This is a genomic window from Paenibacillus turicensis (assembly GCF_050461185.1).
In the GTDB taxonomy this organism is placed as follows: Bacteria; Bacillota; Bacilli; order Paenibacillales; family Paenibacillaceae; genus Fontibacillus; species Fontibacillus turicensis_A.
In genome coordinates this window covers 1-20,313 of record NZ_JBCMOR010000002.1, presented here as the reverse complement: position 1 = coordinate 20,313, position 20,313 = coordinate 1, and the positions used below count along the sequence as shown (strand labels likewise).

Below are 20,313 nucleotides of genomic sequence, written 5' to 3'. Positions count from 1 at the left end.
CAATAACACTCCGTACAATAGCAACTAAAACTATATCAGCAAAACATCAATTGCTACACTGAATATCGGAAATAAGTTTTGCATGCTAATAGGAGGAAAGGATTTCAAGGATGAACGTTACGATTATAGATATTGCTAGACTAGCTGGCGTAGGAACAAGCACCGTTTCCCGTTTTCTTAATGGGGGCTACGTTAGTGATGTATCTAGAGAAAAAATTCAAAAAGCAATCAAGGAAACAAACTATAAGCCAAATAACTTTGCTCAACATTTGAAAGGAAAGCGTTCCAATCTAATCGGGATAATTGTGCCAAGGTTAGATTCTTTTGCCGTGTCAAAAATGTTAAATGGCATCGACGCAACCTTAAAAAATCATGACATGCAGATGCTTATTCATACGTCCCAACAGGCTTTGGACAGAGAAATTGAAAGCTTGTATAGCCTTGCTACCCAAAAGGTGGCGGGGATCGTTTTGCTAGCAACCCAAATCACGAAGCAGCATCTTGAGACGCTACACAAAATCAACATTCCTTGCATGTTGATCGGACAACAGCATCCCAATTTCCCTTATGTTATCCAAGACGACTATCAGGCCGCCTACACGATTGCACAACATATCGTTGCACAAGGTCATACGCAAATTGCTTACTTTGGTGTGTCTGAGGTCGACGAAGCAGTAGGTGTTCAACGCAAGCAAGGTTTCATGTTGGCGATGCAGGAGCATGGATTAAATTCAATTCCATTTGTTGAAACAAGCTTTTCAATCGATGATGCAAAGCAAAAAGCTCTAAATTTCTTAACAAATAACAAGCATAATCCCCCTTCGATTATAGCCTGTGCAACCGATAATATTGCTTTAGGTGTGATGAAGGCCGCAGGAAGGTTAAGTCTCTCCATTCCAAAACAGCTATCGATTACAGGTTTTGGTGGATATGACGTATCTCAAATTGTGCAACCTCATTTAACAACCATTAAATTCGATTATGAAGCCACGGGCATTCATGCCGCTACGAATTTAGTAGAATGGATTGAAAAACGGGTCTCAACACCACAAACCCACACCATGAGCTATGAATTGTTGAGCGCGGAAAGCGTTGACAACAAAAATGAGTGTGCTAAAATATGAACATTATTTAATAAAAACTGCTTTTTTTTCAATTATTCAATGTGGTAACGTTACCACATGGTTAATATACTTTATAATAATAGCAACACTAACTGCTATGTTCTGCAATTACGCTTCTACAATTAAGTTTTAGTGAACTAACTAGACATAAGTTTTTGCAAACTACGATTGGAGGAAATGATATGTTAGGCTGGTTTAAGAAAAAAGAACAAATTACAGAAATCGAAATTATTTCACCTGTAGCTGGTACTATCGTTCCAATAGAGCAAGTACCTGATGAGGCATTTGCAAGTAAAGCTATGGGAGAAGGGTTTGCCATTGAGCCTAGTGAAGGTAAAGTGTTAGCCCCCTTCTCTGGTAAAGTCGCACATATTATGGAGAAAAGCAAACATGCCATTTTGTTAGAGCATTCCACAGGGGTGCAAGTGCTGATTCATGTTGGAATTAACACCGTTGGTTTAAAAGGTGATGGCTTCCAGCTCCATGTAAAGGTTGGCGATCAAGTAAAACAAGGACAGCTCTTATTATCCTTTGATATCGATAAAATTCAACAGGCGGGTTATCCTGTCATTACGCCACTAATTATCCCAGATGGTCAAGATCAAGTTGAGCGTATTACTATTAATATAGAAAACAACACACCAATGCTCACGCCACTTGCAATCGTTCATTTGAAATCATAGAAGATTATAAAATTAGTTAGTAATTATGGCACTACTTAGAAATTAGTGCTTGACAACGATAGGAGCTGGTAGCTACGATCCAGAGCGTTCTTGCGATTGTGTTAAAATCATATTCCTTTTTATTAAAGTCTATTTATGGATGGAATTTGATTTTAAGAGACAATCTTCAGAATCGCTCTGTCTCTTCGCTAGTTTGGGTTAGCGGTCAAGCACTAATTTCAAGATTGGGCCAAAATTATTAAACTTATCAAGTTAGGGGGTTCATTATTGTGACAATCTTAGGTGCAATTGAGGCTGGGGGCACAAAGTTTGTATGTGGGATTGGGACTGAAGATGGGACACTATTAGATCGCGTTAGCTTTGCCACAACTACACCAGAAGAAACGATGAAGCACGTGCTTGATTATTTTAGTGATAAAACAATTGATGCCATGGGCGTTGGCTCCTTTGGACCGATCGATCCAATTCTAGGTAGTCCAACGTATGGATACATCACATCAACACCTAAGCCACATTGGAGCAATTTTAATCTGATTGGTGCTCTTCAAGCCCATTGGGACATTCCAATTGGCTTTGACACGGATGTGAACGGAGCCGCTTTAGGTGAATCGCTGTGGGGCGCTGCCCAAGGCCTGGACAACTGTCTGTACATCACCGTAGGGACTGGAATTGGTGCAGGGGCTATGGTTGGGGGGAAGCTCATTCATGGCTTATCTCATCCTGAGATGGGACATATTCTTGTTCGTAGACATCCCAAAGATACCTTTGAGGGCGCTTGTCCTTATCATCACGATTGCTTAGAAGGCTTAGCCGCAGGCCCCGCTATTGTGAAGCGCTGGCAGGTTGCACACGGATCTGATTTACCTAACGATCATGAAGCTTGGGAAATGCAATCTTATTATTTAGCCCAAGCGCTCATGAACTATGTGCTTATTGTATCTCCGCAAAAAATTGTGATGGGCGGCGGCGTAATGAAGCAAACACACCTATTCCCTATGATTTCTATTCAACTAAAAGCACTATTAAAAAATTATATTCAGCACCCTAGCTTAAACGTTGACATCGATAATTACATCGTGCCACCTGGATTAGGTGATAATGCTGGGCTTTTAGGCGCAATTGCGTTGGCTAATCTTGCTATGCAAGAGAATTAAAGGTAGCTAACTTAAGCGGCATAGAAACTACTCTCACTACTTTATTAACCTTTAAAGATTTAGACTCAAAAAGAATTATAAGGAAAATGAGGCGGGGGCTACAAAATATTTGTTTTGTAGCCCCCCCTCATTCTTCTACTTTAATGATAAGTTCTTCGATCTAACTCACTGGAATTATCCTATAATCTGATCAATTTGAGCTAAATACATTCTGCTACCCTGATTTAACAGTAATTGATTTCTCCTTAGTGATGAGCGAACAAGTTTTTCTCCTGATTCATCTACAAACTGAATCCTCTTTTTGTCTACTAGGTTTCCGGACTTGGCTAGTTTCTTTAAAATATAGGTGCCATGCTTCCCATAACCTGCATCAAACAAAAAGTAATCACCATCGGTACAAAATCCAGATGACCCAGAGATATGTGGGTCCATAAATGTTATTTCGGGTTGGTCTGTCCCTCCTTGAATGTAGCCAAGCTTAAAATCAGTATAATAATAAAACCAAACCTCATGCTCACTAACAACATTTAGCGCATAGCAGTCATCAATAACTGCTACTTTATTTTCAAACTTCTTGTTGCCTTGCTCATCCCAAGCTATAAGCCCACTTGCTCCAATCGGTTCATCCCAACCATAATTTCCATATACCCCCTCGTCAAAGTAACTTGTCCATATCGTTCCTCCTGCTGTCACCTGTACATCTTGTATACCATCTCCGAGGCAAAATTCAGTAATTATATTCCCGTCAAAATCACATACCTTAGCATTATAGTCACATTCTCGATAAGAAGCTTGGTTTTGATATTTTCTAGCTCTTGCGCCAACAAGCAATAACCGTTCTTCACCTATAGGCTGTAGGTAGTGATAATTAAATTTCTCTCCTGTTAAAATTACATCCTGAATTTGGAATTGGTTAAAAATAAGCATTTTGTAAGTACGAAATTGATTTAAAGAAGTCTGTACAAACATGCCTTTTTCCCTTTCGGGAATTTTATCAATCAGCAATATATAAATATATCCATTTTCGCCTAAACTGAACGATACGATTTCAAAGCCTTCCATATATGTAGCCATATCTACGAACGTTTTTAACATGATTTTTTGAGTCATCAGATTGTTCCTCCTTTAGTTTAGCCTGCATGAAATTAATAAATCATACATGTAAAGGGTATAAACGATTGTTTCCCTAATCCATATTATGGAGGAGGGGGCAAAGGCTGAACATGGTGAAAGTATGACGAGATCAAATTTTAATCGGATCACACTAAATTAAATATAAAATGATAAACCGATAATAAGTCATAATTTTAAAAAGGTATCATTAGAAAACATTAGAAAGGTAGATATGAAAAAAAGCCCCCTATCTACTACAAAGAGTAGACTCGAAGGCTAGGTCGTGTCTGAAATGTATATTGTAGCTTTAACTACAGCTTTTCCCATCTACGTTTAAGCTCAAATGCAATAGACTTAGGTCTACGATCCCGAGTAAAGATTCCCTTTTTATTCCCATCGATTCTTCGGATATTCGCAGCCGTTTCAAAATCCGCAAAATTCCAAAGGTGTTCTCCCACGATATAATCCAATTCATCTAATACCTCAAAATTCCGTCTATAAAAATCAATCTGGAACTCCTCCGAGTAAGGGGTTCGATATAGCGAATGCAGTCCTGAAATCGTATCTGCCCCAAACTCCGAGAACATAATCGGTTTATTCGGATATTTTGCATGCCACTTTTTCAGCTCATTACGCAGCCCTTCAATTGCCAAATCTAAGTTACCATGTTGAATGTACCAACCATAATAGCGATTCAAGCATATGATATCTACAAATTCAGTGACTTGATCCAGCTCTGGTGTTGCATTAACAATGTTTGGGATAACTACAGGGCGTTTTTGATGATCTAACTTCTTCGTTAATTCCACTAACGGTTTAAAATATTGTCCTGCTCCCTCTTGATGACTTGCAGGTTCGTTGGCAATCGCCCACATTACTACACACGCATGGTTTTTATCTCTCTTGACCAATTCTTGAATCACATTTTTGTGATTGTCATGGGTTTGCAACGTTTGCCACGTATTTTTTGTATTTGTATTCAGGTTCACATCAACATGAAAATTCGTAAATAAGCCTACGCCAGGTACTTCATCAATAACAACAATCCCCTCACGATCGGCTAAAATCATCTCCTCTTCTGAATAAGGATAATGGGAGGTTCTAAAAGAGTTAGCTCCAAGCCACTTCATCAGATTTTTATCTAAATTGGTAACAGCGTAACTAAAGCCTTTGCCTAACACAGGGAAATCCTCGTGTTTACCAAAACCTTTGAAGTAAAATTCCTTGTCATTAATGTAAAATTTATTGTTTTCGATCTTTACCGTTCTTACGCCAAATTCCTCTGTATAGGTATCGAGTAAATTACCGTTAGCATTATATAAGGAAACCCTCAATTTATATAAATAAGCTTGTAATGGCTGCCACAAATGAGTATTTGAGATGATTAAGCCCTCATTTAAACTGTTAGCTTTGGCAACAACCTCATTATTTTCATCCAAAATTTCAATCGTCACCTTGTCATATTCACCACTAATCGCTACTTCTGGTGTAACGCTCGTCTCTCCATCTTTGTAATCATAATGGATGATGATGTCATCAATATGAGTGTGATTGGTGGTGTACAGTTTAACAGGACGATGAATCCCACAATAATTATAAAAATCAAATCGTGGTGTGACATAGGGTTTGCCGTTAATTTCCTGATAAAATCCACACGGTAGTGTACTTTCATCTAATATGTTAGAAACACATACCTTTAAATTGTTGATGCCTAGTTTTACATACGAATCTATTTCCACCTCAAAAGGTGTAAATCCGCCAACATGCTCAGCCACTTTTTCTCCGTTAATAAATACAGTCGCTTTATGGGTTACAGATGCAAAACGAATTACTTTTCTTTCATTGTAGATGCTAGAAGGCAAAGTAAACTCTGTCTCATACCAAAAGTTCCCCACATGATTACGAATCTCCTCATCAATGACTTGATCATTTAAGGAGGCTGGAACTGCAATCAATATTGTTTCTTGAAGTGGTTTGCGTGGGTCAATATTCGTCCCCTGTTTCTCAATCTGCACCTTCCACAACCCTGATAAATCAATTAACGATCTAGTCTCATTCATTTTTGGATATAACATTATGTTCACCTACTGTGCTAAAATTTTTTGTTCCTCGATTACTGCTTCTTTATCAAGCATTTTAAACCATGGATACCATAGGATTGGAGATAACACTAACTGAATAAGAAGCTGCAAAATGATAATGGAAACACTGCCACCAACACTCGCATGGAACCCTAACGGTAAACCAAATACGGCTTGCGCACCAATTGTTTGAGCAACTAATCCAATTTTTGTTAATAAGTATGCAAGTCCTAAACATATTGAATTGTTAAATATAAAAGGAATTGCCATTTTAAAGTTCAATACTAACGGTGTCCCAAAAATAACTGGCTCAGTGATCCCAAATAACGCAGGCACGACCGACAATTTACCAAGCTCTTTATATCGTTTGCTTTTGCCAACAAATAACATCAAAATGACTAACCCAAGTGCCGTACCGCCCCAACATACAATGTTTACAAAGGCATGCGTAACGATATGTGGCATTTCTCTTCCTGCTTCATACGCAGATAGGTTCTCCACATTTAATGCCATTAGAATAGGCGCTACAACAGGGGTAATTATGTTTGTTCCATGAATCCCTAAAAACCATAAAAATTGCTGGAAGGCGATAATTAACATAATAGCCCAAATGGAGCTGCCGATGCCTTGAAGCGGATTTTGAAGCACAGTAAACATAAGCTGATGCATATTACCAAAGGTAGTTAAGCTAAATAAATAGGCAATAATCGCAGATAATGTTCCTAACAAAATTGTCGGAATCAATGATTCAAATGAACGAGAAACCATCGGGGGGACACCTGGCGGCATTTTAATCGTCCATTTTTTCTCTTTAATAAACACATACCCTCTACCTACAAGTAAACCAACGATAATTGCGGAGAACATCCCACTTGTACCTAACCATTTTAAAGGGATCGCAGTGACGTTGGATTCCCCAGAAACAAAGTTACCTAGCGGCGTTAATATTAAAAAGTTCATAATGGCAATCAAACCAACCGTCGTGCTGTCATCGCCAAAATTAAATTTTGAAGCTAGATTTTTCGCAATGAGAAATACGAGATAAATCGAAATCGCACCAATGGTCAAATTATAAATAGCGCCAAAATAAGGTGCAATCCCGATATTCTCAAAGAAAGCGGCAACTGACTTTATTGGAAACGCCTTCAAAATAACGGCAAATGATCCAAATACCATAATCCCGATCAGAGTCATCATCGAATCTGAAACGGACTTCACATACTTATTTTTACTAAAAGCAGTAACCGCAGATAAAACTTTACTGAATTTTGTTGAAGTGTTATTCATGTGTATTCTTCCTCTCAGTTTTTCTTAGCCAGTAATAAGTACCCTTTAGGACTCCGTATTCCTTTCTATATCTAATCTTAAACGCCCCCCATCAGCTCCTATTCTCCGTTGACTTCAAAACGAGGTGCAAAAACTTTATAGTTAAATCATATATGTATTTCCGAAGTAAGATATATTCTATATTTTGCCGTTATAAAATGCAGAATACAGGCTATTCAAATTAATCGCTTACATGTCATGATATACATATGGCCAGCACGTTGTTGCTTACGATACTAGTATCAAATAAATGAGGGAATGAAATGAGGGAACATCGAGTTATTAGCATTTTACTATCTGCGCAGTATTCTCCTGTAAAAATGACAGAGTTAACCGCTCAGTTAGGTTTATCAGAAAGAACCTTGCGAGATGTTATTCGCTCTCTTGAAAAAACTGGTATACGCCATGGCTTTAACATTAAAGTGATCCGCGGCCAAGGTTACCAGCTAGAAATTGTAGATGAATACAAGTTCAATCAGTATTACAAGCAAGGACGATTTAATTCAGAGCTCATTGATCCCGATAATAGGGAGGATCGCCAGCGTTATCTACTATTTTATTTGCTTCAAAATAATAGTTATACCTCTATGGGGAAACTAGCTTCTCAAATGGGGATTAGTAAGTCGACAATTATTTCCGATCTCAAAGAAGTAGAGCAACGGCTAGCCAATTTCTCACTCACTTTAAATCGTCGTGTCTACTATGGTATGCGGATTGAAGGAGATGAACAAAATTATCGGAAAGCGTTTTCGCATTTTGTTCTAAATAACAATAAATTTATTATGCCATCTGCGCAGTATGAACAATTCCGACATGAGTTTGATACGGAGAGACTACAGGCTTATCTTTTACAGGTGTTAAAAGAAAAGGATTTGAAGATTTCTGATGTTTTCCTGAATAACATTGTTACACATCTATTTATTTTGCTCTATCGGGTAACAAAGCACAATTTTATTGTTTCTGGTCAGGCGATGCCAAAAACCCCTGATCCTTTATATCGGGATATTGCTGGGAAAATCGCGGTCTGGGTTCATGAGTTTTACCAAATCTCACTACCAAGTGATGAAATCGATTACTTAGCATTGCATATTTCAGGAAAAACCATTACCGAGCATATTAGTCATGATAAGAAAAAGCAGCTTAGAGAAGGTATTACTTCGATTTTACAGCGACTTGATCAAGAATTTTTAACTAGTTTTAATGAGGATGAGCACCTGAGAGAAGCATTGTTGCTGCATATGTTCCCACTGCTTAATCGTCTCTACTATAATTTACAGCTCAGTAATCCAATCGTTGAAGATGTGTATAGTCAATATGCGAATGTGTTTGTAATTTCATTTCGCTTTGCAGAGATTATTGAGGAGGAATACGGCTTTAAGATGTCTAGAGATGAGGCTGGTTATGTTGCTCTTCATTTTGCCACCCATTTAGAACGGATGAAGAAACAAAAGCTGGAGCAATTCAAACGTATTGCTGTCATTTGCTCTACTGGTGGCGGTAGTGCACACTTAATTAGGCTAAAGCTAGAATCCGTGTTTCCTAATGCCTCTGTCATTACAGCTTCAGAAAATGAAATTACAGAAATTTTGTCCAAGCCGATTGATCTCATCTTAACAACCGTTCCTCTTGAAGAGAATAAGAGTGATAAACCCGTCATTCATATTAAACATTTGTTGGACGATTCAGAATTACATCGGATTAAAGAGATTATTGCAATTCAAATCAATCATAAACAACCTTCTTATAAATTTATCGATTTTAAAGAGCTGTTCAGACCTGAATTGTTCCATTTAAGTGGACCTGATCATTACGTGGACTTGTTGACCAAACGCTGTGAAGAAATTGTAGCTCATGGATTTGCAGGGGAAGGATTTGTAGAGCAGGTATTAGCACGCGAAGGAAAGTTTACAACGATCTATACAAATGGTGTAGCAGGCCCACACCCCATGCGAATGAGTGCAGTTAAAGATTGTATTAATGTGACCTTATTACAAAAACCAATCGTGTATGAGGGGAAACAAGTTCAATTTATTTTCATCATTAATCTAAAGGCAGGTCAATTGTTTCTCCACAAGGAAATTAGCAAATTACTGCTCTTGATGATGGAGAAAGAGGAAATTCGTAAAACGTTACTGCAAGTAACCAGCTTTGAGCAGTTCATGAAAGAGATAGAGAACCTACTGTAGGAGTGAAGCCATATGGATTATGAACATATTATTATGCAAATTATCGCAAATAGCGGTGAGGCAAGAAGTAAAAGCTTGAAAGCATCTCGTGTTGCACACGAAGGGGATTTCGAGCAAGCTGCACATTTTTTGAAGGAAGCCAAAGACAACTTAACCGCCGCACATAAAGTACAAACGCAATTAATCCAAGCTGAAGGTCGTGGCGAAAAAACCGATATTTCGATCTTAATGATCCACGCCCAAGACCATTTAATGAATGCTTTAACAGTACGTGAACTGGTTGTTGAACTTGTGGAAGAAGCTAAAGCTCGTAAGGAATTAGAACAATACGTGAAAGGTTTGGTGAAATAAGATGACAAAAATTTTATTGGCATGTGCAGGTGGATTCTCTACAAGTATGTTGGTAGAACGAATGAAAGAAGCGGCAAAAAATAAACGACTAGAAATCGTCATTGATGCAGCCGCAGAAAGTGATATCGAAAGTCAAAAGCCTTTTGACATTATTATGTTAGGGCCACAAATGGGTCATGCAGAAGGTGAGCTTTCTAAGGCGTATCCAGATATTCCTGTAACAACGATTAACATGATGGATTACGGAATGATGAACGGGGAGAAAGTGCTTGATGCAGCGTTAAAGTTACTTGATAAGTAAGCTATTGAAGGAAAATTAAAATGCCTTCATGATAGCAGGTTGTACCTCATCATGAAGGCATTAATTATTTACCTAAGTATGAGCATCTACAGTATAAACATTCAGCGTTGCTTTTGCTTTTTCTCATGTCTTAAAAAGAAGTTATATAAAGCACCATAAAGATTAGCATCATTTCTGAATGTACATGCTGTTATTTGGGGATTTGCTACGTGAAACGGATTTTGTTTCTTGATTTCTGATATAGCCCAGTTAATACGCTTAATCACAATAGGTTGCGCACTAATCCCCCCACCAATCGCAAATAGCTCCGGATCTAAAATATATTGTAGGTTTAGAATTTGTGTCGCTATATTCCAGCAATATTGATCAAATATCTGCATAGCATCAGTATCTTCGGCATTAATATAATCAAATACAGCCTCACCACTTATAGGAGGGCTCATCCCTTTTAATGCGCCAATTTCCTCTATCATTTTAACTGTGGAGCATTCCAATCCAAAAAATGTTGCTTGCTGGGTTATTGCAGACATGTTGCTCATGACATAACTAACCTCTCCAGCAGATAGGTTTTTCCCCCGATGTAACTCACCATTTATAATAATGCCACCACCAATGGCAGTCCCTAACACTAAAACCACTGAATCTTTAACATCCTTCACACTACCAAGCCACAACTCTGCTAATGCAGCACATTTTCCATCATTTTCAACCGATACATTCATATGATAACGATCTTCAAACAGCTTAATGAGATTAACCTGATGAAGAGAAGGAAAAGAGCCCCCATAATAAACCATCCCCGTCTCCACATCTATCGTGCCAGGGCAACTAAGTGCAATTCCCTTAATATCCTTAAGGTTTTGTGAATCAATAATTGAATAAAGGGTATGCTGCAGCTCCTGCAGGCTGGTTCCTTGTACCAACGTTTTATTTTTACTAACAATATCCCCAGCAGAATTCATTAATGCATATTTTATAAATGTACCCCCAATATCTAATACAAAATACATAAGCATATTCTCCTATAATTATCATTAATTATTTAATTGGGAAGCTCAACATAACTATGTTTAGTATTGAGATACACGGTTTGTTTAGCTACTCTGTGCTCCTTTATTGATGCCCATTGCCCCTTTATGTTTGAATGAACATGATAGGCAGGAAAATTAGAAGAAGTAATTTCAACCCTAATCTTAGATCCTGCTTGTAGCTTCCAAGCTGTAGGCCACATATTTATAAGGACAGAAACCGCCTCATTAGGTACATAATCTATTGGCTCATCACTGTTATTGCGGTATGTTAAGGAGGTGATGCCATCCACGATGTTAAATGCACGACCATCGCTTAATACTTCCAGTATTTTTACACTAAATGCAGTATCTTCAGCATCTGTACTCACTGTTAATTTCACCCTAATTTTCCCTGTAATGAATTGCGATTCTTTTAAAGGTTCAGAATCAAATCGTAGAATATCATTTCGATCAGAGTAGCTTGGTTGACACAAACATCCATGAGGAGCACCATTAAAAGTTGGCATAATCCAAGCTAATAACGCACTGCCTCCATACGTACCAATAGGATTAGATGGATCATAGTCATAGGAAACCGACGTTGGAGAAGATGGAATACCATGAGTTAATTTGAGCCCTATGTCAGGCAAGTCCTCTTCTTGGGATAAATACATTCGCAATGACTTCCTTGTATTTGAATAACAATCAAGTTCTTCCCATTGGTTCGCCCCTATCCTATAATAGGTGACTGGACTTAATTGAGACTCTTTCCCTTTCAAATGAATATCAAACCATTCTAGCCCAGCCTTAATTCGTGCAGTTCCTAAAATATTTGCATTGGGGTAATCAAGCTCTCCAGGCGAATTTCCAATATGATCCCAAGGTCCAATTACTAATCGGCTTACATTTTTTATTTCTGGAGAAAGTAGTTCATATCCTTTTATTGCTCCTTCAAGATGATGATCAAACCAACCTTCAACCATAAAAACAGGAATATTGATTTTTGCAGGAATTTTTAACAAATCTGCCCATAACCCCTCTTGCCAATATGGTGAGGTTCGATTCGTTTCTGAAATATAGTTTTGATAGAAAGGTAACTCCTTACCGAGCAAAATTGAATCCGCCATATTGTGCGGAGTAATCTTCAACGCTTGATGATACAGTTCACCAGGATCAGACTGGGTCTGAACCCCAGAATTAGCAAATGCCCAAGAAGTATAAATATCATGACGGAACATCCCATTCATATACATTTGTCCGTAACGATCAATACCAAAAAGGTCTAAAAAAACTGTCTTAACCTCTGGAGGAAAAGCGTCTGCCATCACCCAAGTTGTAAACGAGCAATAGGATTGACCAAATAAAGCGATATTTCCATTCTGAAACGTTTGCTTGATAAGCCACTGTAAAGTATCTATTCCATCTTGACGTTCATTAGCAAATGGCTCCCATTCTCCTTGTGATGCACCTGTTCCGCGGCAACTCTGAATAACAACACTATAACCATGCTCCACAAACTGCGTATAACAGGCTTCAAGAAACTGTTGATTGTGAGGATAGGGATTTCTAATTAGAATACAAGGCCAAGTGTTTCCTTGTTTCGGAACATAAATGTAGGTGTGTAGATTAATCCCATCAGACATGGGAACCATAACTTCCTCTACCCCCTCAATTCCATATTCCCCCTTACCCGTTTCATTTTGAATTGTTTCTACTATTGGTAATAACTGTGGTTCTATCTTAAATTTCTTCATAATAGCCCCCTCCCTTTACTGATCCCAGAATCCACTCCAAACTAAACCTTTTTATTTTTGCTACTGATCTTCATAGCTAGGACAAGACATAAAAATGCTAAAATATAGGCAGTAATATTCATGATAATTGAAACTGAATAGGAGCCAAAGTGATCAAATAGTGATCCATGGATATACACTGATATCGCATTTGAAAAAGCTCCAAACATTAAAGTAACGGATAAAATTTGACTATAATCCTTTGAGCCAAATGCATATCTAATCAATAACGGCAAAGCAATAAGACTTATAGCTTGACCCATACCACTGGCAAATCCAGATCCATTCAAATACATCGCTTGTTTAAACACTCCAGTACTATACCATCCTAGAGCACCTATTAACGTGAAGACAATGAGAGCGGTTACAGGTTTTACATGATCAATCATAAATCCCATAATAAATTTACCTGCTGCGGCTCCAATAAGTAAGGCAGACATCACACTAGCACCAACGGTCAGCTCAAAACCAAAGTTTTGGATTAAGGTTGGTAAATGCTGAACTAAGGAACCTGCTGATTGCAAGAAAATAACTGCTAAAATGAATAAATAAAAAGTAGGCATTTTTAAAGCTTGCTTAAATGTAATACCTTCTAATTCCACACCTTGATTTTCATCCTGCTGTACATGTTGATTAGTATCCTCGTTTTGTACTACTTCCTTCCCATAAGGTAATACACCATTCTCTGGTTTGAATTTCATAAGCAGACCTACTGGTAATAATAAAAGAAGGTTAACTACACCCACAAAAATATATGCATTTCTCCAACCATATTCTAAAATAAAATAGCTGACGATAGGATTAAAAACAGCTCCACCAACTGCCGTTAATGCTCCGGTTATTCCAAATAACAAGCCTAGCTTTTTCTCAAACCAATTTCCAAGCAGGATAGGGATAGAAATAATAATCGAAATCTGTTGCACTACACCTAATACGACTTTAATAGAGTAAAAGGGAATTACGGATTGAATAAAAGAACACACAATAAAGCATAAACCTGTAATTGCAAAAGAAGTGGTCAAAAGAAGCTTTGTATTTATTTTTTTAAAAAGTGTCCCTGCAAATAATAAAGATATCGCACCTGCTATACCACCAAATGTAGCATTGAGAGCGATTTCAGCTCTCGATAAATTTAAGTCAGCACTCATGCCTCCCCAAAATAATCCAGCCGTATTAATTGTCAGCCCAAATCCAACAAATGAAATAAGACAGCATCCAATAAAAATGACCCATGCATAATGAAACTTCACTAACCTCATATGAATCCCCCTGTTGTAAAAAAATTTATACCATTCCGTTATTCGGAATNNATTCCGAATAACGGAATGGTATTCTTGATTGTGGAACTGATTAAGATTATAATTAGGATATTAGCATACGCTTACATTATAATCAATATACAGTTTTCGGAATTTAGAAAGGTGTACACATGGAAAATAAATCGAACGTAACACTTAAAACATTAAATGTAATGAAGGCTTTTATTGATAAACAAATGGTATGGGGCGTGAATGAACTAGCCCGTTATTTAGAAAGTCCGCCTAGCTCTATTCATCGCATTTTGAAGACACTAAAAGAAGAGCATATTTTGCAGGTGATTCCTGAGAGCAACAAATACACAATTGGAAATGAATGGATGAGACTATCTTCTTTTATAAGTGCAAACTTCGGTTTAAAGTCTATAGCCGAGCCCTATATAAGAGAACTTGCCAAAGAGGTAAATCATTCTGTTTACTTAGCTTTATATCAGCAGCAACATAAGAAACTTTCATTTGTGGCTGGCGTTCATAGCGCAAACGCTTTGCAATATCGATTAGATTTAGGTGTGCTTCATCCTATCCATATTGGTGCAAGTGGCAAAGCGATACTTTCCTATTTAAGTGAGGATGAAATTACTTTAATTTTGAAGGAGGAGCAAGTCTCATCTCAAGAAGGTAGACAGATATGGATGGACATACAGGAGATTAGAGAGCAGGGTTATTCCTACACGCTTAGTGAACGTAAAAGTGAGTCTATCGGTATTGGGGCTCCTATTTTTGATGCCAACAGCAAAGTCATAGGGAGTATTATTTGTGCAATCCCTTCTAATCTGTATAAAGAAGAGGAAAAGGGATTTACTGTAGATCACATTTTATCCACTGCTAAAGAAATTTCATATAATCTGGGGTACGTGGAGAATCGGTAAAATTTACTGTATGTCAATACTAAATAAAATGTGTAAGCATGCTAATTTGGCTAGATAAAAAGATAACTTATCTTAATGTAAAAAAGGTCATTAAAAAACCTTTAAGCCTACTACAAAATAGGCTTAAAGGTTTTTTTGAGTTTTAAAATTTGAAGCTCAAAGCCACTCATTTTAGTAGAAGCTTTCCTATATTTTAACGGAATTCCTGTAACCCTTCATTCAACTCACGCGTTTGGGTATAGACCTGTTGATACAATTTAAATAGCTTCGCATAGGTTGCTACATTGTCTGCATTAGGCTCATAGGTTGCGCCATATTCAATAAATTGATCTGCACAAGCCTCTAAGCTATCGAACCAACCACAGCCCACAGCCGCCATCATTGCAGAACCCATCGCAGGGCCTTGCTCATTTTTAAGGGAAACTACAGTTTTACCAAAAATGTCAGCTTGCATTTGTAGCCAAGTTGGATTTTTTGCGCCACCCCCGATGGAAATGACACGCTCCACTGTAATTCCTGCTTGTTGGAACAACTCCAAGGACTCTTGGAGTGAGAATGTAATTCCTTCCATAACTGCACGAGCAAAATGCTTTAATTCATGTGTGCCAGACACACCCACAAAGCTTGCACGGATCGCAGGATCTGCATGAGGTGTACGTTCCCCTACAAGATAAGGTGTAAACAATAGACCTTCTGAACCGGCCTTAACATCAGCAACAGGTGCTAACATCTCGTTGAAGCTAATCGATTTAGCAAATGTTTCTTTAAACCAGCTTAGGCTATAGCCTGCCGCTAATGTAACGCCCATCGCATAAAATGCACCTGGATGTGCATGGTTAAAGAAGTGTACTTTTCCTGCAAAATCTTTATTTTTATCTTCTTCATAGGTCAAAATAACACCAGATGTACCGATACTAGAAAGTGCATCCCCTTTACGGACAATACCTGCACCTACCGCGCCACATGCATTATCTGCACCACCACCAAATACTTTGGTCGAAGTAGACAACCCACTAAGTGCTGCAAATTCTGGTGTTACTGTACCCGTAAGCTCTGTACTTCCTACGATTGGCGGGCAAAAGCCTTCTGGCAGACCAAATGCAGTAACAACCTCTTCACTCCATTTTCCTTCTGCAACATTTAACATTAACGTTCCCGCTGCATCGGAAATTTCCATATCTACCTTACCAGTCATACGGTAACGTAAGTAATCTTTAGGCAATACAAATTGCTTTGCCTTAGCAAAAATTTCAGGCTCATTTTCTTGCACCCACAAAATTTTTGGCAAGGTAAAACCCTCTAATGCTGCATTTCTTGTAATTTCAAGCAACTGTGAGCCTAATTTTGCTTCGATATCACGACATTGCTTCGTTGTACGTGTATCATTCCACAAGATTGCTGGGCGAAGTGGATTGTTGTCCGCATCTAGTAATACAAGGCCATGCATTTGTCCAGAAAAGGATACCCCTTCAATTTCTTCAGGAGAAATTGCATTTTCCTTCAAAAGCTCCTGCAAACATGCAATCGAGCCGTTTACCCATTCCTGAGGATCTTGCTCACTGTAGCCAGGACGCTCATGAATTAATGGATATGGACGAGTTGCTTCTGCTTTTATTTCCCCTTGCTTATTAACGAGTACCGTTTTTACTGAGCTTGTTCCAAGGTCAATCCCAATCACATAACTCATACTTTTTCACTCTCCATCTAAAAATAACTGTTCCGTTCAAATTAAGTGTTTCTCCGCTCCATTTTGTATCCAAAAAAACTTTAAACTTTAAAACCTTTTATATTTTTAGGCTCAAGTTTTTGCGCATTAAGTTATTTTTCTCCGTTATTATTTCTATCTCTATGTCTCTATCTATATCTATATCTATATCTATATCTATATCTATATCTATATATTTAAGTCTATGTGCATATCTATACTTTATATCTATGACTATCTAATTATATCTATCTGTATCAAGGTCACTAATCTTTAAAAAAGAGGACGACAGGCGTCCTCTTTTTCTTTTATAGTTTGTATAAGCAATATGATTGCATTAAGTCGAACAAAGTTAATTCAACCAAAATTTATTTTGTGTTGTACAAGTATTCGTTGATTTGAGCTTTAGTTAATTCCAAGTGGTTGGATTTGTTTTGGATTTCGCCAGTTTGTGCAAGAGCATAAGCTTCTAATGTTTTGAAGTTTGCTTTGCCTGCAACGATGTCCGCACCAATACCAGTCTTGAAGCTAGCGTAACGTTCAGCAAGTAGGTTTTCAAAGAATTTATCTTCGATTAATTTGCTTGCTACTTTCAAGCCTTTAGCAAAGGTATCCATACCAGCAATGTGTGAGTAGAACAAGTCTTCTGGAGCAAATGAACCACGTCTTACCTTCGCGTCAAAGTTCACACCACCAGAACCAATTCCGCCGTTTTCTAAAATTTCATACATTGCCAAAGTTACAGAATAGATATCTGTAGGGAATTCATCTGTATCCCAACCAAGCAATGGATCGCCTTGGTTCGCATCTACAGAACCTAACATATTGTTAATACGAGCTACACGAAGCTCATGCTCAAATGTATGACCCGCAAGTGTTGCGTGGTTAGCTTCAAGGTTTAATTTGAAGTGTTTGTCTAAGTTATATTTTTGCAAGAATGCAATGGTAGTTGCTGCATCAAAGTCATATTGGTGAGTTGTTGGCTCTTTTGGTTTAGGCTCGATCAAAAATTGACCAGTGTAGCCGATTTCCTTCGCATAGTCGATTGCCATGTTAAAGAATCTAGCTAAGTTGTCAAGCTCAAGACCCATGTCTGTATTTAACAAGGACTCGTAACCTTCACGTCCACCCCAGAATACATAGTTTTCAGAACCTAACTCTACAGCAGTTTCCAAACCTTTTTTCACTTGTGCTGCTGCATAAGCAAATACGTCAGCGTTAGAAGTAGTTGCTGCACCATGAACAAAACGAGGGTTAGAGAACATGTTTGCAGTGTTCCATAGCAATTTCACGCCTGTTTGTTTCATGCCTTCTTTTAATTTACCAACGATAACATCCAAGTTTTCGTTTGTTTCTTTTAAGCTGCTGCCTTCTGGTGCGATATCACGATCATGGAAGCAGTAGTATGGAGCGCCCAATTTTTCTAGGAATTCGAAGTTAACCTCTACGCGAGTTTTAGCTAAGTCAAGACCACTTACAGTTTCCCAAGGACGAACCATTACACTTTTACCAAAAGGATCGCTACCATCCATTGTCAATGTATGCCAATATGCAACCGCAAAACGAAGGTGTTCCTTCATTGTTTTACCATTTACAACTTCATTTTCATTGTAATGCTTAAATGCTAACGGATTTTTGGAGCCTGCACCTTCAAATTGAATCTTGCTTACGTTCTTGAAATAACTCACAATAGAGTCCTCCCTATTTATTATTTGGGTTTAGGTAAGCCCTTTCATAGTTGTTCTATGGAAGTATGTTGTTATTTAACAACACACCAATTACTTACCCTCTAACAACTTCATCGTAACACGCGGAACTTAGTTTGTAAAGTGAATAAACTAAGTTTTAAAAAATATATTATTGTGCACTTTTGCAATAGCAATCCGGCATAAAAGATGTAATTTCAGCATAGGTTTGTGGGCAAGTTGTGGGCAAATTTAGTGAGTAATTGTAATTGATAGTTCGTCATTCATAGATTTTATGTCTAAATTCTCATTTTAACCCAAAAAATTCATGGTACTTTCCTCCTAATACTGGTAGTATAACCAAATACATATTTTGGAGGTGCTTCAACATTGAAGAAAATTTTATTTATTTGTTTTGCTAGTATGCTTGTGTTAACAACGGGTTGTGGAAATTCTAAAGAATCGTCTGCAAATACTCCATCATCAAATCAGGAGTCCACCAGTTCTAGCAATAGCAATAACGACAGCGACAGCAACAACAATACTGAAGGCAAAGGTATGGAGGATTATGATCCTAACTCGCCTGCGCGAATTCAAAGAGATCTACTCATTATGTCAAATGCAAGAAATATTCTAGTGAGAGACATTGCGAATAATGGATTTACGGAAATTCAAGCGTATTTACAGCAAGGAACAGGGAACTATGGCAAAGAGATAGATATCGATACTGTCATTCAAAATATAGAAAAAGCAATTGAAAATAGAGCAGAGTATGATCAAAAAATAACTGAATTAGGTCCTAAATTTGATAAAGCAGCAGAATTGTGGGCAAAGGTTTCTGAGGAAACAGATAAACTACTTAAAGTAGCAAAGGATAACCCCATCAAACCACTAGACACTGATTCCAAATTTGACATCACTGCTTTTAAAGCAGTTGCAGAGGAATTTAACGATGAGTTCAAAGCGATTTATGAAGAGGTTAAGGATTTAGAGGTAAAGTAAGGGGATATTTTAGTAACAATATTTAGTAGGGAACTAGAAAAGCTGGCCGGAAAATGTAAGGTTTTCCGTTCAGCTTTTTTGTATTTGTTACTGTTGGAAGCAGTAGCAAGTGAAGGTATAGGTTTATCTCCTTTAATCAAGCACTTCTGGTTCTTCATTGAGATGATTCATCATTCAGAGTTTTTACATTACTTTCCTCGTCACGTTGAAGGGCTAACAAGGCTTCTCCTACAGATTGATCTAAGAATAACAGAATTTGCTCAGATTGCTGTGGAAAATAACCAAGTACTATGGATATCACGTTTATAAGCTCTTCTGCGGGTTGTGTTAAGTCAATTTGAACATCGATTTTTTTAATTATTGCCAAGGTGACCCACTCCTTCTCATAGAATTAAAAAAGAGCCTGCTTCAATGCAGACCCCTATGGTATAATTTAGCTTGTACAACACACCTTGAGTGGGTGCGGTCTCCTCCAGAAAGGAGGTGTACCGTATGAACTTCTCTTTTTCAGATGTCATTATGTTTGCAGCATTTATTATTACGCTCTTAACATACATCGAAAGAAAAAAGAAGTGACCCACTCTAAGGTTCTCTGATATGCTCCCAACATAGTA

Annotated in this window: 18 protein-coding genes; 8 read left to right on the top strand and 10 right to left on the bottom strand. The window is 37.8% G+C overall.

Annotation, left to right across the window (positions count from 1 at the left end):
- Window positions 1–110 precede the first annotated feature (110 nt).
- The 3 genes from ABE099_RS01555 (at window position 111) to ABE099_RS01545 (ending at window position 2,961) form a co-directional block, all read left to right on the top strand.
- Entirely contained in the window at window positions 111–1,124 is a 1,014-nt protein-coding gene (locus ABE099_RS01555; protein ID WP_430026829.1) for a LacI family DNA-binding transcriptional regulator, read from the top strand.
- Window positions 1,125–1,306: 182 nt separating this feature from the next.
- Window positions 1,307–1,807 (top strand): PTS sugar transporter subunit IIA, encoded by a 501-nt coding sequence (locus ABE099_RS01550; RefSeq protein ID WP_430026828.1) that lies wholly within the window; start codon window positions 1,307–1,309, stop codon window positions 1,805–1,807.
- A gap of 269 nt (window positions 1,808–2,076) precedes the next feature.
- Window positions 2,077–2,961: an ROK family protein gene (locus ABE099_RS01545; protein WP_430026827.1), complete on the top strand. Its 885-nt coding sequence runs from the start codon at window positions 2,077–2,079 to the stop codon at window positions 2,959–2,961.
- 174 nt (window positions 2,962–3,135) lie between these two features.
- Here ABE099_RS01545 and ABE099_RS01540 read toward each other — a convergent pair whose 3' ends face one another.
- From ABE099_RS01540 to ABE099_RS01530, 3 genes are all read right to left on the bottom strand, one after another.
- Window positions 3,136–4,071 (bottom strand): hypothetical protein, encoded by a 936-nt coding sequence (locus tag ABE099_RS01540; protein ID WP_430026826.1) that lies wholly within the window; start codon window positions 4,069–4,071, stop codon window positions 3,136–3,138.
- 314 nt (window positions 4,072–4,385) lie between these two features.
- Window positions 4,386–6,149 carry a beta-glucuronidase gene (gene uidA / locus ABE099_RS01535; RefSeq protein ID WP_430026825.1) on the bottom strand — a complete coding sequence of 588 codons (1,764 nt, stop codon included), beginning with the start codon at window positions 6,147–6,149 and terminating at the stop codon, window positions 4,386–4,388.
- Window positions 6,150–6,158: 9 nt separating this feature from the next.
- Window positions 6,159–7,442 carry a PTS sugar transporter subunit IIC gene (locus ABE099_RS01530; protein ID WP_430026824.1) on the bottom strand — a complete coding sequence of 428 codons (1,284 nt, stop codon included), beginning with the start codon at window positions 7,440–7,442 and terminating at the stop codon, window positions 6,159–6,161.
- A 302-nt stretch (window positions 7,443–7,744) separates the two neighbouring features.
- On the opposite strand from ABE099_RS01530, the gene ABE099_RS01525 reads away from it, so the two are divergent.
- Genes ABE099_RS01525 through ABE099_RS01515 form a run of 3 tightly spaced genes read left to right on the top strand, consistent with a single transcriptional unit; the run spans window position 7,745 to window position 10,319 of the window.
- Window positions 7,745–9,667 (top strand): BglG family transcription antiterminator, encoded by a 1,923-nt coding sequence (locus tag ABE099_RS01525; RefSeq protein ID WP_430026823.1) that lies wholly within the window; start codon window positions 7,745–7,747, stop codon window positions 9,665–9,667.
- Between the two features lie 12 nt (window positions 9,668–9,679).
- Window positions 9,680–10,018, top strand: coding sequence for a PTS lactose/cellobiose transporter subunit IIA (locus tag ABE099_RS01520; RefSeq protein WP_210089670.1), 339 nt, complete (start codon window positions 9,680–9,682; stop codon window positions 10,016–10,018).
- 1 nt (window position 10,019) lies between these two features.
- Window positions 10,020–10,319: a PTS sugar transporter subunit IIB gene (locus ABE099_RS01515; protein ID WP_430026822.1), complete on the top strand. Its 300-nt coding sequence runs from the start codon at window positions 10,020–10,022 to the stop codon at window positions 10,317–10,319.
- 101 nt (window positions 10,320–10,420) lie between these two features.
- Here ABE099_RS01515 and ABE099_RS01510 read toward each other — a convergent pair whose 3' ends face one another.
- The 3 genes from ABE099_RS01510 to ABE099_RS01500 are packed head-to-tail and all read right to left on the bottom strand — an operon-like array spanning window position 10,421 to window position 14,381.
- Window positions 10,421–11,329 carry an ROK family protein gene (locus ABE099_RS01510; protein ID WP_430026821.1) on the bottom strand — a complete coding sequence of 303 codons (909 nt, stop codon included), beginning with the start codon at window positions 11,327–11,329 and terminating at the stop codon, window positions 10,421–10,423.
- Between the two features lie 32 nt (window positions 11,330–11,361).
- On the bottom strand, window positions 11,362–13,083 hold the full coding sequence (locus ABE099_RS01505) for a CocE/NonD family hydrolase (protein WP_430026820.1): 1,722 nt from the start codon (window positions 13,081–13,083) through the stop codon (window positions 11,362–11,364).
- A 41-nt stretch (window positions 13,084–13,124) separates the two neighbouring features.
- Window positions 13,125–14,381, bottom strand: coding sequence for an MFS transporter (locus ABE099_RS01500; protein ID WP_430026819.1), 1,257 nt, complete (start codon window positions 14,379–14,381; stop codon window positions 13,125–13,127).
- 170 nt (window positions 14,382–14,551) lie between these two features.
- Here ABE099_RS01500 and ABE099_RS01495 point away from each other — a divergent pair, with 170 nt between their 5' ends.
- Window positions 14,552–15,307: an IclR family transcriptional regulator gene (locus ABE099_RS01495; RefSeq protein WP_430026818.1), complete on the top strand. Its 756-nt coding sequence runs from the start codon at window positions 14,552–14,554 to the stop codon at window positions 15,305–15,307.
- 193 nt (window positions 15,308–15,500) lie between these two features.
- Here ABE099_RS01495 and xylB read toward each other — a convergent pair whose 3' ends face one another.
- Window positions 15,501–16,994 carry a xylulokinase gene (gene xylB / locus ABE099_RS01490; protein ID WP_430026817.1) on the bottom strand — a complete coding sequence of 498 codons (1,494 nt, stop codon included), beginning with the start codon at window positions 16,992–16,994 and terminating at the stop codon, window positions 15,501–15,503.
- A 386-nt stretch (window positions 16,995–17,380) separates the two neighbouring features.
- Entirely contained in the window at window positions 17,381–18,724 is a 1,344-nt protein-coding gene (gene xylA, locus ABE099_RS01485; protein ID WP_342453962.1) for a xylose isomerase, read from the bottom strand.
- A 363-nt stretch (window positions 18,725–19,087) separates the two neighbouring features.
- Here xylA and ABE099_RS01480 point away from each other — a divergent pair, with 363 nt between their 5' ends.
- On the top strand, window positions 19,088–19,699 hold the full coding sequence (locus ABE099_RS01480) for a hypothetical protein (protein WP_430026816.1): 612 nt from the start codon (window positions 19,088–19,090) through the stop codon (window positions 19,697–19,699).
- Window positions 19,700–19,853: 154 nt separating this feature from the next.
- Here ABE099_RS01480 and ABE099_RS01475 read toward each other — a convergent pair whose 3' ends face one another.
- Window positions 19,854–20,066, bottom strand: coding sequence for a hypothetical protein (locus tag ABE099_RS01475; protein WP_430026815.1), 213 nt, complete (start codon window positions 20,064–20,066; stop codon window positions 19,854–19,856).
- Window positions 20,067–20,082: 16 nt separating this feature from the next.
- Window positions 20,083–20,313 (bottom strand): hypothetical protein (locus tag ABE099_RS01470; protein WP_430026814.1); only part of this gene is annotated, 231 nt, incomplete at its 5' end.

Bases quoted from the DNA above. Each gene is read 5' to 3' on its own strand.
- ABE099_RS01555 (WP_430026829.1), top strand. From the start codon at position 111: ATGAACGTTACGATTATAGATATTGCTAGACTAGCTGGCGTAGGAACA.
- ABE099_RS01550 (WP_430026828.1), top strand. From the start codon at position 1,307: ATGTTAGGCTGGTTTAAGAAAAAAGAACAAATTACAGAAATCGAAATT.
- ABE099_RS01540 (WP_430026826.1), bottom strand. From the start codon at position 4,071: ATGACTCAAAAAATCATGTTAAAAACGTTCGTAGATATGGCTACATAT.
- uidA (WP_430026825.1), bottom strand. From the start codon at position 6,149: ATGTTATATCCAAAAATGAATGAGACTAGATCGTTAATTGATTTATCA.
- ABE099_RS01530 (WP_430026824.1), bottom strand. From the start codon at position 7,442: ATGAATAACACTTCAACAAAATTCAGTAAAGTTTTATCTGCGGTTACT.
- ABE099_RS01525 (WP_430026823.1), top strand. From the start codon at position 7,745: ATGAGGGAACATCGAGTTATTAGCATTTTACTATCTGCGCAGTATTCT.
- ABE099_RS01520 (WP_210089670.1), top strand. From the start codon at position 9,680: ATGGATTATGAACATATTATTATGCAAATTATCGCAAATAGCGGTGAG.
- ABE099_RS01515 (WP_430026822.1), top strand. From the start codon at position 10,020: ATGACAAAAATTTTATTGGCATGTGCAGGTGGATTCTCTACAAGTATG.
- ABE099_RS01510 (WP_430026821.1), bottom strand. From the start codon at position 11,329: ATGTATTTTGTATTAGATATTGGGGGTACATTTATAAAATATGCATTA.
- ABE099_RS01505 (WP_430026820.1), bottom strand. From the start codon at position 13,083: ATGAAGAAATTTAAGATAGAACCACAGTTATTACCAATAGTAGAAACA.
- ABE099_RS01500 (WP_430026819.1), bottom strand. From the start codon at position 14,381: ATGAGGTTAGTGAAGTTTCATTATGCATGGGTCATTTTTATTGGATGC.
- ABE099_RS01495 (WP_430026818.1), top strand. From the start codon at position 14,552: ATGGAAAATAAATCGAACGTAACACTTAAAACATTAAATGTAATGAAG.
- xylB (WP_430026817.1), bottom strand. From the start codon at position 16,994: ATGAGTTATGTGATTGGGATTGACCTTGGAACAAGCTCAGTAAAAACG.